Source organism: Kitasatospora sp. NPDC090308 (assembly GCF_044769485.1).
GTDB classification, from domain to species: domain Bacteria; phylum Actinomycetota; class Actinomycetes; order Streptomycetales; family Streptomycetaceae; genus Kitasatospora; species Kitasatospora fiedleri.
The window spans coordinates 123,845-136,201 of record NZ_JBIVXY010000012.1; the positions used below are offsets into that span (position 1 = coordinate 123,845).

Below are 12,357 nucleotides of genomic sequence, written 5' to 3' on the forward strand. Positions count from 1 at the left end.
GAACCCGCGTGCCCGCACTGGAACCCGAACGGCCCAGTGGGCAATCCTGATGACGCGACGCCAGGAACCGACGCGAACGGGGCGGCCACCCCGCAGCGTCACATTCGCACCAGTTAGCAGGGAGACCACCGTGTCCCGTATTCGCGCAGCCGCCGTCGTCACCGCCCTCGGGGCGTTCCTCCTCGCGGGCGTCGGCACCGCCGCCGCCGACAACGGCGCCGGCGCCGACCACGCCTCCAACAGCGGCGTGGTCAGCACCATCGGTTCCGGCAACATCGTCGGCCCCGTCCACGGCAACGCCAACGCCACCCAGCAGACCGCGACCGGCTCCGGCGCGAGCAACCAGAACAACACCCTCGGCGTGACCGACAACGCCGGCGGCGTCGGCGCCCTCCAGTCCAACGCCAACCTGGCGCACACCGTGTACTACCCGTTCGTCCTCTACTAGGCCCCCCTTTTCGGATCTTGCCGACCGCGACAGCGCTCCCACGGCCGCCCCGGGCACCGCGCCCGGGGCGGCCGCGCGTCCGCCCGGCCTGCTCGCGCCCGGTCCCGGCAGCCATGGACACCGGAAGCTACCGGCGATTAACTTGGCTGCGCGACCAGCCGCCGCCGAAGGGAGCGCACCGTGCGCCGCACCGTGTACAACGAGGACCACGAAGCGTTCCGGGAGACCATCCGGGACTTCATCGCCAACGAGGTCGTCCCGGTCTACGAGAGCTGGGAGGAGGCCGGCCACCCGCCGCGCGACTTCTACCGCAAGCTCGGCGAGCTCGGCGTGTACGGCATCGAGGTCCCGGAGGAGTACGGCGGCGCGGGCGAGACCGGCTTCAAGTACCAGGCGGTGATCTACGAGGAGACCGCCCGCGCGGGCGTCACCTTCGGCTCCTCGGGCGTGCACACCGGCCTGGTGCTGCCGTACCTGATGGAGTACGCCTCCGAGGAGCAGAAGCGGCGCTGGCTGCCGGGCTTCGTCTCGGGCGAGATCATGACCGCGATCGCGATGACCGAGCCGGGCGCGGGCTCCGACCTGGCGGGCATCGCCACCACGGCGAAGCTGTCCGCGGACGGCACCCACTACGTCCTCAACGGCGCGAAGACCTTCATCACCGGCGGCGTGCTGGCCGACCTGGTGCTGGTGGTCTGCCGCACCGCCCCGTACGACCCGGCGGACCGCCGCGCCGGCCTGTCCATCCTGTGCGTGGACACCGCGTCCGAGGGCTACGCGGTCGGCCGCAAGCTGCAGAAGATCGGCCTGCGCACCTCGGACACCGCGGAGCTGTCCTTCTCCGACGTCAAGGTCCCGGTGGAGAACCTGCTCGGCGAGGAGGGCCGGGCGTTCTCCTACCTGACCCACAACCTGGTGCAGGAGCGCCTGGCGATCGCCGTCGGCGCGTACGCCTCCGCGGCGGCCGCGGTGCAGTTCGCGGTGAAGTACGTCAAGGAGCGCAAGGTGTTCGGCAAGGCCGTCGCCGAGTTCCAGAACACCAAGTTCTCGCTGGCCGACTGCCAGGCCCAGGTGCTCGCCCAGCAGGCGATGGTCGACCAGGCGCTGGAGCTCTACCAGAACGGCGAGCTGACGGTGGCGGACGCCGCCGCGGCCAAGCTGTTCTGCACCGAGTCGGCCTCCGAGGTGATCGACAGGTGCCTCCAGCTGCACGGCGGCTACGGCTACATCCTGGAGTACCCGATCGCCCGGCTCTACACCGACAACCGGGTGTTCCGGATCTACGGCGGCACCAGCGAGGTCATGCGGACGATCATCGCCAAGTCGCTCGGCCTGTAACCGCGGGCACGGCGGAGGCGGGCACCCGGCCGGGTGCCCGCCTCCGGGCCGTTCCACCACCCGCTCGGTCGGTCGACGTCAGTTGACGCTGCTGCGCCAGGCCTCCCGTCCGGCCGCCGAGGCGGCCCTCGCCTGGTGGAAGGTGCGCTGCGCCATCTCGGCGGGGTGGGTCTCCAGGGTCCGCACCCAGCCCCGGCCCGCGCTCACCAGGGCGGCGCAGACCAGCGCCGTCCCGGCCAGTGCGACGACGGCGCCGATCCCGGTGAGGCCCGCGCCGACGGTGAGCATGCCGCGGTTCACCTGGAAACCGCCGACGGTGAATTTCTGTTTGGTCGCCATAGGGCCACCATCGGCCCGCTCCCCCGGCCCCGCACGCCGAGCGGGCCGTCCCTTAACCCCTGCGCGTGATCCAGCGCGCGACACGCGCGGGCCCCCGCCTAGGGTCGGCCGCGGGGCCCGGTCGGCGGGCCCGGTGGTGCGGGGGCCCGACGGAGGAGAACGCGATGACCGAGCAGCCGACCCGGATCGACCTGAACGCCCTGGCCGAGGAGCACGCCGCCAAGGCCGCCGCCAGCCCGCACGGCCGCAGCGCCCACCTGCTGCTGCACGACGGCGTGCTGCGGCAGACCGTGATCGCGCTGCGGGCGGGCGCGGTCCTGGACGAGCACAACGCCCCGGTCGCCGCCAGCCTGCAGGTGCTGCGCGGCCGGGTCGCGCTGACGGTGGCGGGCCGCCGCCAGGAGGCCGGTCCGGGCGAGCTGCACACCGTCCCGCAGGAGCGGCACGGCCTGGTCGCCCACACCGACGCGGTGGTGCTGCTCACCGCCGTCACCGCCTGACGCCCGGCGCCCCTCGCCCCCGCCCGCCTCCGGTCCCGTCCGCCTTCGAGCCGCGCCCGCCTCCGGCCCCGTCCGCTCTCCGGCCCCCGTCAGCCCCCGGCCCGGCCCAGCACGTCGCCGGAGACCAGGGACAGGCCGCGCAGGTAGTCCTCGCCGCTCGGCGCCAGTTCGGGGCCGATCATCCACTGGGCGGCCTGCCCGAGCAGCAGCGACTGGTAGAAGACGCCCCGGGCCAGCTCCTCCGGGGTGTCCGCCACCTCGCTCCGGCCCTGGAACAGCGCGGCCAGGCCGAGCCGGCCGTCCTTCTGCGCCGCGGCCAGCCGCTCGGGCAGCCCCGGCAGGTGGTCGAGCTGCCCGAGCAGCTCGAACTGCACCGTCCACAGCCCGCGGTGCTCGGCGAAGCTGTCGCGCACCGCGTTCCAGGCCCGGACGAAGCGCTCCTGCGGGTCGTCGACCTCCGCGGCGGTGGTCAGGGCCGCGCCGATCGAATCGCCCCACGTCTCCATCGCGCCGATCAGCGCCTCGATCAGCAGGGCGTCCTTGGAGCCGTAGTGGTAGCCGATCGCAGCCAGGCTGACGCCCGCACCGGTGGCGATGTCCCGGGCGGTGGTGCGCCCGTAGCCCTTCTCTTGCAGGCAGCGGGCGGCACTGGCCAGCAGGTCCTCACGATTTCCCATGCCCCGATGCTAGCCCGTCCAAGACGGATGTCTTGCGCGCACGTCTGAAACGATTGAATTAGACGGTTGTACTAGACATGCGTGCAAGACGTCCGTACAGTCGCCGTCATGACCACCGACGACCGCACCACCCACCGCGCCGGCCGCCGCGCCTGGCTGGGCCTGGCCCTCCTGCTGCTCCCGACCCTGGTCCTCGCCATGGACATGGGCGTGCTGTTCTTCGCCGTCCCCTTCATCGCCACCGACCTGCACCCCAGCGGCACCCAGCAGCTGTGGATCATGGACATGTACTCGTTCCTGCTCGCCGGGCTGCTGATCCCGATGGGCGCGCTGGGCGACCGGATCGGCCGGCGCAGGCTGCTGATCGGCGGCACCGCCGCCTTCGCGGCCGCCTCGCTGGTCGCCGCCTGGTCGGACGGGGCGGGCCGGCTGATCGCCGCCCGGGCGCTGCTCGGCATCGCGGGGGCGGTCTTCGGGCCCTCCACGCTGGCCCTGATCCGCAACATGTTCCCCGACCCCAAGCAGCGGCAGGCCGCGATCGGCGCCTGGAGCGGCGTGATGATGGCCGGCGCCACCCTGGGGCCGGTGATCGGCGGACTGCTGCTCGACCACTTCTGGTGGGGCTCGGCCTTCCTGATCGCGGTGCCCGCGATGCTGCTGGTGATGGTCCTGGCCCCGGTGCTGCTCCCCGAGTACCGCGCCCCGCGGCGGGGCCGCTTCGACCTGCTCGGCGTGGCCCTCTCGATGGCCGCCGTGCTGCCCGTCGTCTACGGGATCAAGACGCTCGCGGTGGACGGCTGGAGCCCGCGGCCCGCGCTGGTGCTGGCCCTCGGGCTGCTGGTCGGCGCCGCCCTGGTGGTCCGGCTGCGGACGGCCGCGGACCCGCTGATCGACGTCACCCTGTTCCGGATCCGCACCTACACCGGCGCGATCACCGTCAACACCATCGCGATGTTCGCCATGATGGGCTTCACCCTCTTCACCTCCCAGTACCTCCAGCTGGTCAAGGGCTACAGCCCGCTCGCCGCCTCGCTCTGGGCGCTGCTGCCCAGCGTCGGCGTCGGCGCGGCCGTCGGCGGGTTCGGCGCGCTGGCCGGCCGGGTGCGGCCGGCCGTCCTGCTGGTCGCCGGGTTCCTGGCCGCCGCCGCCGGGTTCGTCGCGATGGCCCTGGTCGGCCCCGGCTCCTCGCTCGCCCTCCCGCTGGTCGCCGCCGGCGTGATCGCGGCGGGCTCGGTCGGCACCATCAGCATCACCGGCGAGATGGTGCTCTCCGCCGCCCCCGCCGACCGGGCCGGCGCGGCCGGCGCCACCTCCGAGACCGCCCAGGAGCTCGGCAGCTCGCTCGGCATCGCCCTCCTCGGCGCGGTCGGCGCGGCGATCTACCGCTCCCGGATGGCGGACGCGGCCCCCGACGCGGCCCGCGACACCCTCGGCGGGGCCGTCACCAGCGCCGCCCGGCTGTCCGGCGACGCCGCCGACCGGCTGCTGACCACCGCCCGCGACGCCTTCGCCGACGGCATGCACGTCGCCGCGGTGGTCGGGGTCCTGGTGATGCTCGGCGCCGCGCTGGCCGCCCACCTGCTGATGCGCCACCTGCCGGTGCCCGGCACGGCGGACGCGGAGCCGGCGGAGAAGGCGCTCGCCGCGTAGGCGCGCGGTCGCGCCCGACCGGGCGCGGGGAACCGCGCGAGCGGGCCCGAACGGACCGCGGGGCCGCGACGGAACGGCAGGCCACTGCCCTTCCCGCGGCCTCACCGGCGTCCACCCGCCGCCGCGCGCGGCCCCTCGCGCTTCCGGTCCGTCCGTGCGTGCCGCTCCCGCTCGGCCTAGGGTCGCGGTATGGCGGCGGAGGACGCGGGGCCGGAGGAGCAGCCGGAGGAGCTGGACTACCGGTTCACCCTGGCCAACGAGCGGACCTTCCTGGCCTGGATCAGGACGGCGCTGGCGCTGCTCGCGGGGGCGGTGGGGCTGGACCAGTTGACGCCGGACCTGGCGCCGGTGCCGGTGCGGGTGGTGCTCTCGGTGCTGCTGGCGGTGGGCGGGGCCGGGCTGGGGGTGGCGGCCTACCGGCGGTGGGTGCGGGTGGAACGGGCGATGCGGGCGGGCGGTCCGCTGCCGGCGACCCGGATCATGCCGGTGCTGACGGTGTGCGTGGCGCTCGCGGCGGCGGTGTTCTCGGTGCTGATCGTCGGCTGGTCGCGGTGAGCGCCGCCCCGCGCGATCCGGGCCTCCAGCCGGAGCGGACCCTGCTGGCCTGGAGCCGCACCGCGCTGGTGCTGGCCGCGGACGCGCTGCTGGTGCTGCGGACCGGCTACCTCCGGGGGTCGCCCGGACTGGCGGCGCTGGGCGGGGTGTTGGCGCTGGCGGCGGCCGGGCTGTACGCGCACGGGGTGCGGCGGCGCGGTGCGGTGGAACACGATCCGCACATTTCGGCGGGCCGGTGGTGGATGCGCGGGCTGACCGCGACGGTGGTGCTGGCGGCGGGCGGGGCCGCCTGGTCGGTGCTGGTGAACACGGGTAGATGAGGCCCCGGGGGCGGTTTCCGGGGCCGGACGGGTGGTGCAGACCACATGACTCGGATCACCTGTTTTTCGGCGGCTGTTTGCCGACCGGTGTATACGTTCGCCGACAAGGCCAGGCATACTGGCCGAGTCGGGCGTTCCGTCCGACCCAGACGTCACAGCGAGAACTTCCATGAAAGGACCGGTGGTCAGGGATGTTCCGTAACGGTCTTGAGCCCTGGCACATCATCATCGTCCTGGTGGTGCTGGTCCTGCTGTTCGGCTCGAAGAAGCTCCCCGAGATGGCCCGCGGTCTCGGCAAGTCGATGCGCATCCTGAAGGCCGAGACCAAGGCCCTGCGCGAGGACGACGCCCCCGTCGAGGCCCAGAACGGCACCGCCGCCTCGCAGGCCGAGCAGGTCCGCCCGGCCGTCGAGCCGGTCGTCGTCACCAAGACGACCGAGACGACCACGAAGTCGACCACGGCCTGACGCCGCGTCGGCCCCCGGCCGACCCGCCCGCCGTACCGGAGCCCCCGGCCCGTCGCCCCGACGGACCGGGGGCTCCGGCGTGTCGCCGCACCCGGGTGGCTGACCGTTTTGTTCTGGTATCTCCTGGTATTCACCTGACGGCGGATCACCTGGGAGGCACCGGATGGCGGCGGACCCGTCGGGCGATCGGGAACTCGCGGAGCTGCGCGAACGGATCGCCGTCCTGGAGCACCGGGAGCACCGGGAGCAGGGGCCGCCCCGGCGGGAGCACCACCGGGTGCGGTCCTTCTTCGCGGTGCTGCTGATCGTGCTGGCCGCGGTGCTCACCCCGCTCGGGGTGGTCGCCGCGTGGAGCAAGTCGCAGGTGACCGACACCGGCCGGTTCGTGTCGACGATGGCGCCGCTGGCCTCCGACCCGTCGGTGCAGAACGCGCTCGCCGACCGGGTGACCACCGCGGTGATGCAGCAGCTGCCGATCACCGACCTGCTGAACGACGTCGCCCCCGCCGACCGGCCGCTGCTGGACGCCGCGCTGGGCCGGCTGGGCCCCGCGCTGACCAGCGGGCTGACCGGGTTCGTCCACGACCAGGTGCTGCGGTTCGTGCGGTCCGACGCCTTCGCCACCCTCTGGACCGGCGTGCTGCGCAACGCGCACGCCGCGTTCGACAAGGTGCTGACCGGACAGGGCGGCGGGGCGGTGCAGGTGCGGGGCGACACCGTCAGCCTGGACCTGGCGCCGGTGATCGCCGCGGTGAAGGACCGGCTGGTGGCCAACGGGCTGGGGCTGGCCTCGAAGATCCCGGAGGTGCACACCGACTACACGCTGGTGCAGTCGGACGCGGTGCGGAAGGCGCAGACCGGGCTGCGGGTGCTCGACCTGGCCGGGTTCTGGGTGCCGGTGCTGGCGGTGCTGTGCGCGGTCGGCGGGGTCCTGCTCGCGGTGCGGCCCCGCCCGGCCACCGTCGGGGCGGCGCTCGGGATGGCCGCCGGGGCGGTGCTGCTGGGCGCCGGGCTGAGCGTGTTCCGGACGGTCTACCTGGACAAGCTGCCCGCCGACGTCGACCAGGCCGCCGCGATGGCGGTGTACGACACCCTGGTGCGCTACCTGCGGGCGGGCATCCGGATGGTGCTGGCGCTGGGCGTGGTGATCGCGCTGGCCGCCTGGCTGACCGGGCCCGGGCGGCGGGCCGGCCGGGTGCGGCGGCTGTGGGGCTCCGGCCTGGGCGCGGTGCGGCAGGCCGCCGAGGGGCTCGGCCTGCGGCTGGGCCCGGTCGGCCGGTTCGCGCACCGCTGGAAGTCCTGGCTGGGCTGGGGGGCGGTCGTCGTCGCCGCCGTCGTGCTGCTGACCTGGAGCTACCCGACCGCGGCCGTGGTGCTGTGGATGGCGCTGGTGCTGCTGGCCTTCCTGGCCGTGCTGGAGTTCCTGGACGCACCCGCCGACGCCCCCGCCGACGGCTCGGCCCGGCCGCCCGCCGGACCGCCGGGACCGCCGGGACCGGCCGGACCGGCGGCCGGTCCGCCCGCCGACGAGAAGGCCGCACCGGCGTGAGGGAGGCGGCCCGGACGTACCTCGCCCTGCTGGGCGGCCCGGTGCTGCTGCTGACGGCCTACTTCACGGTGCCGCTGGGCTGGTTCGGGCCGCACCACGCGGCGGTCAGCTGGGCGGTGTTCGGCACGCTGCTGGCCGTGCTCGGCGTCGGGCTGCTGCGCGAGGCGCGGATGCAGGTGCTCGGGCGGTCCCGGCACCCGGCGCCGCGGATCCTGACCCTGCTGTGCGGCGCGCTGGTGGTGTTCGCCGCCGCCTACCTGGGGATGTCCCGGCAGCCCGGCGAACTGGACGGGCTGATCACCAAGGTCGACGCGCTGTACTTCACGGTGATCACCATGGCGACCGTCGGGTACGGCGACATCCACCCGTCCGGGCAGGCCGCCCGGATCGTGGTGATGCTCCAACTGCTGTACACCTTCGTCTTCCTGACCACCGGGGTGACCGCGCTGACCCGGCAGGTGAAGACCCGGGCGGTACGGCGGGCCCGGCACGAGGAGTAGCGCGGGTCAGTCGTCCTGCTGGGAAGCCTGGGCGTGCACCGCGGCGACCAGGGCGCCGAGCCGGACCTGCCAGCCCGCCAGCAGCGGGGCCGCCGCGGCCTTGTGGCGCTGGAGGTCGCGGACCAGCTTCTGGGCGTCCTTGAGGGAGTCCTCGGCGTCGGACGGGTGCCGGTCGTTGACGGCCCGGGTCGCCTCGTCCAGCAGCCCGGTCAGGTCGTCCTGCTTGTCCCGGTCCCTGCTGAACTCGGCCTGCGCCACGTCGGCCCGCAGCTGGGCGAGCTGGCCGACCAGGGCGCCGCCCTTGGGCGACGTGGAGGGCTTGGGCGAGGTGCTGGGCTTCCCGGACGCGGATGCCGACGGGGACGGGGAGGCCGACGGCGACGGGGACCGCGACGGGGGCGGGGCCGCGGTGGTGGCGGCGGCGGCCGTCGGCGCGGGGGTGGACGCGGCCGCCGGGGCCGGGTCGCCGCCGCCGCTGAGCGAGAACGCGACGATGCCCGCCACGCAGACGAACACCGCCGCGCCGATGCCCGCGTACACCAGCGGGTTGCGGCCGTGCCGGGGCGCGGGCTCCTCCTCCGCGAAGCGGGACGGGGAGAGCAGCGGGGCCGCCACCGGCGGCAGCACCGAGGTGCGCTGCGGCTCGGCCCACGGCTGCTGCGGCTGCGGCTGCGGCTGCGGCTGCGGCGGGTACGGCTGCTGCGGCGGGGCCGGGAACGGCGGCGGGGCGGCGGGGAAGGCGGTCGCGGGGACGGGCGGCAGCACCTGGGTCGCGCCGCCGAGCAGCTCGGCGGCCCGGTCGACCGGCCCGGCCGGGACGGCGGCCAGCAGTTCGGCGGCGGCGGACCGCGCGTCGGCGGGGCGCTCGTCCGGGTGCTTGGCCAGCAGCCGGAGGATCGCGGCGTCCAGCGCGGGCGGCACGTCGGGGCGGTGCGCGGAGACCGGGAGCGGGTACTCGGTGACGTGCTTGAAGGTCACCGCGACCGGGGTGTCGGCGGTGAACGGCGGGGTGCCGGCCAGCATCTCGTACAGCACGCAGCCCACCGCGTACAGGTCGGCGCGGCCGTCGACCTGGCCGGCGGTGGCCTGTTCCGGGGAGAGGTAGGCGGCGGTGCCCAGCACCGAGGCGGTCTGGGTGAGCTGCTGGCCGGCCGAGGAGCCGGCCCGGGCGATGCCGAAGTCGACGACCTTCACCCCGCCGTCCCGGGTGATCATGATGTTGCCGGGCTTGATGTCCCGGTGCACCAGGCCCTGGGCGTGCGCGGCGGCCAGCGCGTCCAGCACCGCGGCGGCGGTGCCCACGGCGCGCTCCACCGGCAGGACGCCCTGCTCGGCGATCACCCGGCCCAGGGTCGCGCCGTGCACCAGCTCCATCACCAGGTACGGGGAGCCCTGGTCGACGCCGGAGTCGAAGACCGTGACGATCCGCGGGTGCGCCAGCAGCGCGGCCGACCGGGCCTCGCGGGCGAACCGCTCGGCGAACCGCGGGTCGTCGGCCAGGCCGCCGTTGAGCACCTTGACCGCCACCGGGCGGCCCAGCTGGTGGTCCAGGGCGCGGTACACCGTGGCCATGCCCCCGACGCCGAGGATCTCGCCGAGCTCGTAGCGCCCGTTCAGTGCGCGTCCGATCATCGGATGTTCCCTCCACCTCGGTCCGGCAACCCGTGAACCATAGCGGGCCCGGCCGGGGCCGGTTCAGGGGCGCTGGACGAGCAGGGCGGCGGTCAGGGCGGCCAGGGCGGCGGCGAGCAGCGCGCGGGCCCCGCGCGGCGGGCCGCTGCCCAGGGTGCGGCGGGCGGCGCGGGCGGCGGCGCGTTCGGCGGCGGGCGAGGTGCGGGGGAAGGTCATCGCGAGCTCGCCCGGAGGTGCGGTCGGTGGGTCACCGTGGCTCCAGGGTGTTCGGGCGGTACGGGCGGGCCGGGCTCCGGACGGACGGTGGACCCGGGGGAGCCCGGCCGCCCGTCCGGAGCGGTTCCCCGACCGGCGGCGGACCCGGGGGAGTCTTCGGCCGGTCGGAGCTGTCCCGGACGGACGGGGCCCGGGGGAGCCCGTCGTCCGTCCGGAGTCTCGGTGTCAGTCCTGGCCGCTCCCCCCGTCGGACGGCCGGTCGGATCCGGTGCGCCCCCACCGGCCGGTCGGGAACGACGGCCAGGACGGGGCGGACGGGCCCGGGGCGCTCGACCGGCCCGGGGCGGTCGAGGGCCTGCCGCGACCCTCCCCGCCCGGCTGGTCCCAGCCGTGCGCGGCGAGCAGCGCGCAGAAGCCGGCCACCTTCTCCGGGGCGCCGGCCGCCTTCAGCAGCTCGGCCAGCTCCGGGACGACGGCCGCCTCCCGGGGCCGGCTGCCGGACGCGACCCGCCCGGCGAAGCCCTCGCACAGCCGCACCAGGTCCGGCAGGTCGGCCGGGCCGGTGGCGGACGGCGCGGGGGGCCGGGTCGGACTGCCGCCCGGGCGGGGGGTGCCCGTCGGCGGCCGGCCGGTGCGCTCGGCACCGGGGCTCCCGGACGCGGTGGCGGGCGCGGGGGTGGACGGCGCGGGCGCGGGTGCGGTGCCGGTGGCCGTCGGGGACGGGGACGGGGCGGGGCCGCCCAGGGCCTCCGGCAGCCGGCCGTGTCCGGCCGCGACCGCGACGCCGCCCACGGCGGTCACCCCCAGCGCGACGGCCACGGCCTTCGCGCTGAGCGCCCGTGCGAGCGCGGTGTCCGCCATCTTCCGTCTCCGGTGCTGCGTCGGGGCCGACTGGTGACGAGCCTGCCGGAACGCGGCCACGGCCTCCTCCTCGCCGGGCAGCGGGCCGTCGCCGGCCGCCCCGCCCGTCGCGGCGGCGGCGAGCAGGGCGGCGAGCTCCGGCCGTCCGGGCGCGGACCGCCGTCCGGCGGAGGGGTCCTGACCGGCCTCCGGGTCGACCGTGGCGCCGCCGAGCAGTTGCTCGGCGGCGGCGCGATCGATCCGGCGGGATCGGTTGGTGCTCATCTCATGTCCTTCAGCGTCGGCACCTGCGCCGGTGTCACACCCCGCGCGGAAACTTTTTCCCCGGCCGTTCCCCCGGCCGTCCCGGCAGTCGTCCCACCTGCCGTCCCACCTGCGACTCCACCCGCTGCTCCACCGGCCGCCCGGCGGGGCACCCCGGCCGCCGCTCCCCCGCTCTGCTCCAGCACCCGGGCCAGCCGCTTGAGCCCGCGGTGGGCGGCCATCCGGACGCTGCCGGAGCGCTTGCCGAGCACCTTCGCGGCGCTCTCCGCGTCCAGTCCGAGCACCACCCGCAGCAGCACCGCCTCGGCCTGGTCGGGCGGCAGCGAGGCGATCAGCGCGAGCGCGTCGGAGGTGGCGACGGTGGCCATCGCCTGGCCCGCGGTGTCCTCGGCGGCGGCCAGTTCGGCCAGGTACTCCACCGGCAGGTCGGCGACCGGTCGGCGGCGCACCCGGCGCAGGTGGTCCATTGCCCGGTTGCGGGCCACCGTCGCGGCCCAGCCGCGGAACCCGTCCGCGTCGCCGCGGAAGCCCGGCAGGTCGCGGGCGATCTGCAGCCACGCCTCGGACGCGATGTCCTCGGCGTCCTCGGCCCGCCCGCCGACCAGCACCCGCAGGTAGCGCAGCAGCCCCGGCTGGACGGCCCGGAACAGGACCCGGAACGCCTCCTCGTCGCCCGCCTGGGCGGCGCGGACGGCCGCGGCGAGGTCGGCCCGCCGGGCGGGCGGACGGTCCGGTCCGGAGGGGCGGTCGAGCCGCTCCCCGTCGTCCGCCCCGTGGTGTTCAGCTCTGTGCACCCGCCACATCATGCGCCATCCGGGGGAACGCTCCCACCGCCGGGGCGCGGCCCGGCCGGTGACGGACCGGTGGCGGAACCCGGCCCGCCCGGCGCGGGGCCGAACCGGCCCGACGGGCCGTCAGCCCGGCCCCGTGTCCCGGGCCGCAGGGCCCGAACCGGACCGACCTTCGTCCCGCCGGCCGCTGTCCTTCGCCCGCGGTCCGCCCCCGCCCGCCCGCCATACCGTGCAAATACGGGGCAATCCA

Annotated in this window: 15 protein-coding genes; 9 read left to right on the forward strand and 6 right to left on the reverse strand. The window is 75.8% G+C overall.

The window, feature by feature from the left end; all coding sequences use genetic code 11:
* Window positions 1–130 precede the first annotated feature (130 nt).
* Together ACIQVD_RS25050 and ACIQVD_RS25055 are read left to right on the forward strand one after the other, a co-directional pair.
* The gene (locus tag ACIQVD_RS25050) at window positions 131–448 is read left to right on the forward strand and encodes a hypothetical protein (RefSeq protein ID WP_400683963.1); all 318 of its coding nucleotides are present in this window, start codon (window positions 131–133) and stop codon (window positions 446–448) included.
* A 180-nt stretch (window positions 449–628) separates the two neighbouring features.
* The gene (locus ACIQVD_RS25055; protein WP_400683961.1) at window positions 629–1,786 is read left to right on the forward strand and encodes an acyl-CoA dehydrogenase family protein; all 1,158 of its coding nucleotides are present in this window, start codon (window positions 629–631) and stop codon (window positions 1,784–1,786) included.
* A gap of 78 nt (window positions 1,787–1,864) precedes the next feature.
* Here the strand turns inward: ACIQVD_RS25055 and ACIQVD_RS25060 are convergent, their stop codons facing one another.
* On the reverse strand, window positions 1,865–2,125 hold the full coding sequence (locus ACIQVD_RS25060) for a hypothetical protein (RefSeq protein ID WP_100837588.1): 261 nt from the start codon (window positions 2,123–2,125) through the stop codon (window positions 1,865–1,867).
* Between the two features lie 164 nt (window positions 2,126–2,289).
* Between ACIQVD_RS25060 and ACIQVD_RS25065 the strand changes: the two genes are divergently transcribed.
* Entirely contained in the window at window positions 2,290–2,625 is a 336-nt protein-coding gene (locus ACIQVD_RS25065) for a cupin (protein WP_111553824.1), read from the forward strand.
* 89 nt (window positions 2,626–2,714) lie between these two features.
* Here ACIQVD_RS25065 and ACIQVD_RS25070 read toward each other — a convergent pair whose 3' ends face one another.
* Window positions 2,715–3,302 (reverse strand): TetR/AcrR family transcriptional regulator, encoded by a 588-nt coding sequence (locus tag ACIQVD_RS25070; RefSeq protein WP_400683958.1) that lies wholly within the window; start codon window positions 3,300–3,302, stop codon window positions 2,715–2,717.
* Between the two features lie 108 nt (window positions 3,303–3,410).
* Between ACIQVD_RS25070 and ACIQVD_RS25075 the strand changes: the two genes are divergently transcribed.
* The 6 genes from ACIQVD_RS25075 (at window position 3,411) to ACIQVD_RS25100 (ending at window position 8,343) form a co-directional block, all read left to right on the forward strand.
* Window positions 3,411–4,952: an MFS transporter gene (locus ACIQVD_RS25075; protein ID WP_402291755.1), complete on the forward strand. Its 1,542-nt coding sequence runs from the start codon at window positions 3,411–3,413 to the stop codon at window positions 4,950–4,952.
* A gap of 189 nt (window positions 4,953–5,141) precedes the next feature.
* Window positions 5,142–5,507 carry a YidH family protein gene (locus ACIQVD_RS25080; RefSeq protein WP_400683953.1) on the forward strand — a complete coding sequence of 122 codons (366 nt, stop codon included), beginning with the start codon at window positions 5,142–5,144 and terminating at the stop codon, window positions 5,505–5,507.
* A complete protein-coding gene (locus tag ACIQVD_RS25085; RefSeq protein ID WP_402291756.1) occupies window positions 5,504–5,827 on the forward strand; it encodes a DUF202 domain-containing protein in 324 nt (107 codons plus the stop codon). Before ACIQVD_RS25080 ends, ACIQVD_RS25085 begins: the two co-directional genes overlap by 4 nt.
* Window positions 5,828–6,018: 191 nt before the next feature.
* Window positions 6,019–6,294 carry a Sec-independent protein translocase subunit TatA gene (gene tatA, locus ACIQVD_RS25090; protein WP_400683947.1) on the forward strand — a complete coding sequence of 92 codons (276 nt, stop codon included), beginning with the start codon at window positions 6,019–6,021 and terminating at the stop codon, window positions 6,292–6,294.
* Window positions 6,295–6,457: 163 nt separating this feature from the next.
* Complete coding sequence (locus tag ACIQVD_RS25095) at window positions 6,458–7,843, forward strand: hypothetical protein (protein WP_402291757.1); 1,386 nt, start codon at window positions 6,458–6,460, stop codon at window positions 7,841–7,843.
* Complete coding sequence (locus ACIQVD_RS25100) at window positions 7,840–8,343, forward strand: potassium channel family protein (RefSeq protein WP_400683942.1); 504 nt, start codon at window positions 7,840–7,842, stop codon at window positions 8,341–8,343. Before ACIQVD_RS25095 ends, ACIQVD_RS25100 begins: the two co-directional genes overlap by 4 nt.
* Window positions 8,344–8,349: 6 nt before the next feature.
* Here the strand turns inward: ACIQVD_RS25100 and ACIQVD_RS25105 are convergent, their stop codons facing one another.
* The 4 genes from ACIQVD_RS25105 to ACIQVD_RS25120 form a co-directional block, all read right to left on the reverse strand.
* The gene (locus ACIQVD_RS25105) at window positions 8,350–9,975 is read right to left on the reverse strand and encodes a protein kinase (RefSeq protein ID WP_402291758.1); all 1,626 of its coding nucleotides are present in this window, start codon (window positions 9,973–9,975) and stop codon (window positions 8,350–8,352) included.
* Window positions 9,976–10,038: 63 nt separating this feature from the next.
* The gene (locus ACIQVD_RS25110; RefSeq protein ID WP_400683936.1) at window positions 10,039–10,191 is read right to left on the reverse strand and encodes a hypothetical protein; all 153 of its coding nucleotides are present in this window, start codon (window positions 10,189–10,191) and stop codon (window positions 10,039–10,041) included.
* 225 nt (window positions 10,192–10,416) lie between these two features.
* Window positions 10,417–11,316, reverse strand: a complete 900-nt coding sequence (locus ACIQVD_RS25115; RefSeq protein WP_402291759.1) for a hypothetical protein — start codon at window positions 11,314–11,316, stop codon at window positions 10,417–10,419.
* The gene (locus tag ACIQVD_RS25120; RefSeq protein WP_400684206.1) at window positions 11,313–12,119 is read right to left on the reverse strand and encodes an RNA polymerase sigma factor; all 807 of its coding nucleotides are present in this window, start codon (window positions 12,117–12,119) and stop codon (window positions 11,313–11,315) included. The genes ACIQVD_RS25115 and ACIQVD_RS25120 overlap by 4 nt, the downstream gene beginning before the upstream one ends.
* Window positions 12,120–12,357: the final 238 nt, after the last annotated feature.

Excerpts from the sequence above, each read along its gene's own strand:
- ACIQVD_RS25060 (WP_100837588.1), bottom strand. The coding sequence starts at position 2,125 with ATGGCGACCAAACAGAAATTCACCGTCGGCGGTTTCCAGGTGAACCGC.
- ACIQVD_RS25065 (WP_111553824.1), top strand. The coding sequence starts at position 2,290 with ATGACCGAGCAGCCGACCCGGATCGACCTGAACGCCCTGGCCGAGGAG.
- ACIQVD_RS25070 (WP_400683958.1), bottom strand. The coding sequence starts at position 3,302 with ATGGGAAATCGTGAGGACCTGCTGGCCAGTGCCGCCCGCTGCCTGCAA.
- ACIQVD_RS25075 (WP_402291755.1), top strand. The coding sequence starts at position 3,411 with ATGACCACCGACGACCGCACCACCCACCGCGCCGGCCGCCGCGCCTGG.
- ACIQVD_RS25080 (WP_400683953.1), top strand. The coding sequence starts at position 5,142 with ATGGCGGCGGAGGACGCGGGGCCGGAGGAGCAGCCGGAGGAGCTGGAC.
- tatA (WP_400683947.1), top strand. The coding sequence starts at position 6,019 with ATGTTCCGTAACGGTCTTGAGCCCTGGCACATCATCATCGTCCTGGTG.
- ACIQVD_RS25095 (WP_402291757.1), top strand. The coding sequence starts at position 6,458 with ATGGCGGCGGACCCGTCGGGCGATCGGGAACTCGCGGAGCTGCGCGAA.
- ACIQVD_RS25105 (WP_402291758.1), bottom strand. The coding sequence starts at position 9,975 with ATGATCGGACGCGCACTGAACGGGCGCTACGAGCTCGGCGAGATCCTC.
- ACIQVD_RS25110 (WP_400683936.1), bottom strand. The coding sequence starts at position 10,191 with ATGACCTTCCCCCGCACCTCGCCCGCCGCCGAACGCGCCGCCGCCCGC.
- ACIQVD_RS25115 (WP_402291759.1), bottom strand. The coding sequence starts at position 11,316 with ATGAGCACCAACCGATCCCGCCGGATCGATCGCGCCGCCGCCGAGCAA.
- ACIQVD_RS25120 (WP_400684206.1), bottom strand. The coding sequence starts at position 12,119 with ATGTGGCGGGTGCACAGAGCTGAACACCACGGGGCGGACGACGGGGAG.